At 31.5% G+C, this 1,194-nt stretch carries 1 protein-coding gene; it reads left to right on the top strand.

Annotation, left to right across the window (positions count from 1 at the left end; genetic code table 11):
• Positions 1–761: 761 nt before the first annotated feature.
• A complete protein-coding gene (locus CWB66_RS22360; RefSeq protein WP_167368311.1) occupies positions 762–902 on the top strand; it encodes a hypothetical protein in 141 nt (46 codons plus the stop codon).
• Positions 903–1,194: the final 292 nt, after the last annotated feature.

Genomic DNA, 1,194 nt, shown 5'->3' on the forward strand with positions numbered 1-1,194 from the left:
AAACAAGGCGAACTTACGCGTCAATAGCGGGCCTATTGCAAGTAAATTCAACGTAGTTAGCGCTGAAAATAGCTGCTCGAGATAGATTTATTATCCAGAGTTCAGGTTATTTAGCACCTCTCCCTTGCACCTGTTCTATAGAGAATAATACCAATTGTATTAAATTAGTGATCTATTATAACGTTAAGAACACAGCTCAATTACAAAGCCAAATAATGGTAAGCATTTGTTTTATTTTAATAATTTCAATCTTAGTTAGTGAATTAATACGCTAGAATGATCATGTTTTTAATAAAACTGGTATAATTACACCCCATAGACGCTAGCCTGCCTAAAACCAAATACACTGCTGTAAATGCAACCTCAAAAGATAAGTAAACCCTAATAAAATCTAATTATTTTTATATTTTTTACACTTAAATTAATAACTATAAATATTTTTTATTTAACCACATAATAAAAAAGTACCAAAAACAAACTTCATGCAAAATATTTTAATCTGAATAAAAATTCAAAAAACCATTACTTAAATGCATAAAAGAGAAGCAAAAACACTTAAACAACTGAAATATATAAATTAAAATAATTATCAAGATAGATTCTTATTCATTTAAATAAAAATAGAAATAAAAAGAATAACAACAAAATAAAAATCGCATTAGTATAACTAATGCTTCAACCCTAATTTTTGTCGTTGTATTTTTAATCAGAAAACGCGCAAAATGCACTCGTTTTCAACAGACACAACCCGGAGCAAGATAATGAACCCAATTAATACATTAAACCAAACAGTGGCAACTCACATTGCAGTTAAACCAACTAACCGTAAAGCAAAAATGTTAGCTAGACTTAACCGTTTTGGTAAAAAACTAGCACTTGGCGGTGCAGTTCAATATAAATAATCACCTCAACCATGATTATTTATACGGTGCAGCAAACACCCAACCACTAAATGAAACATCTTCTTTAGTTCCCTCCGTTTGCTGCAACCTATTTATTTCTTTAAAAATAACCTCAATTTCACCTTATTTAAAAAAAAAACCCCATTTAAGTACGAATTTTAAGCAAACAGTCGTTTTTGCTATTTACACGAGGGTGTCACCTAAGTATTATTCTGCGTCACGGAGAGATGGCAGAGTGGTCGAATGCACCGGTCTTGAAAACCGGCATGGGTTTATAGCCCATCTAGTGTGC

This window comes from Pseudoalteromonas sp. S558 (assembly GCF_005886635.1).
Lineage (GTDB): Bacteria > Pseudomonadota > Gammaproteobacteria > Enterobacterales > Alteromonadaceae > Pseudoalteromonas > Pseudoalteromonas aliena.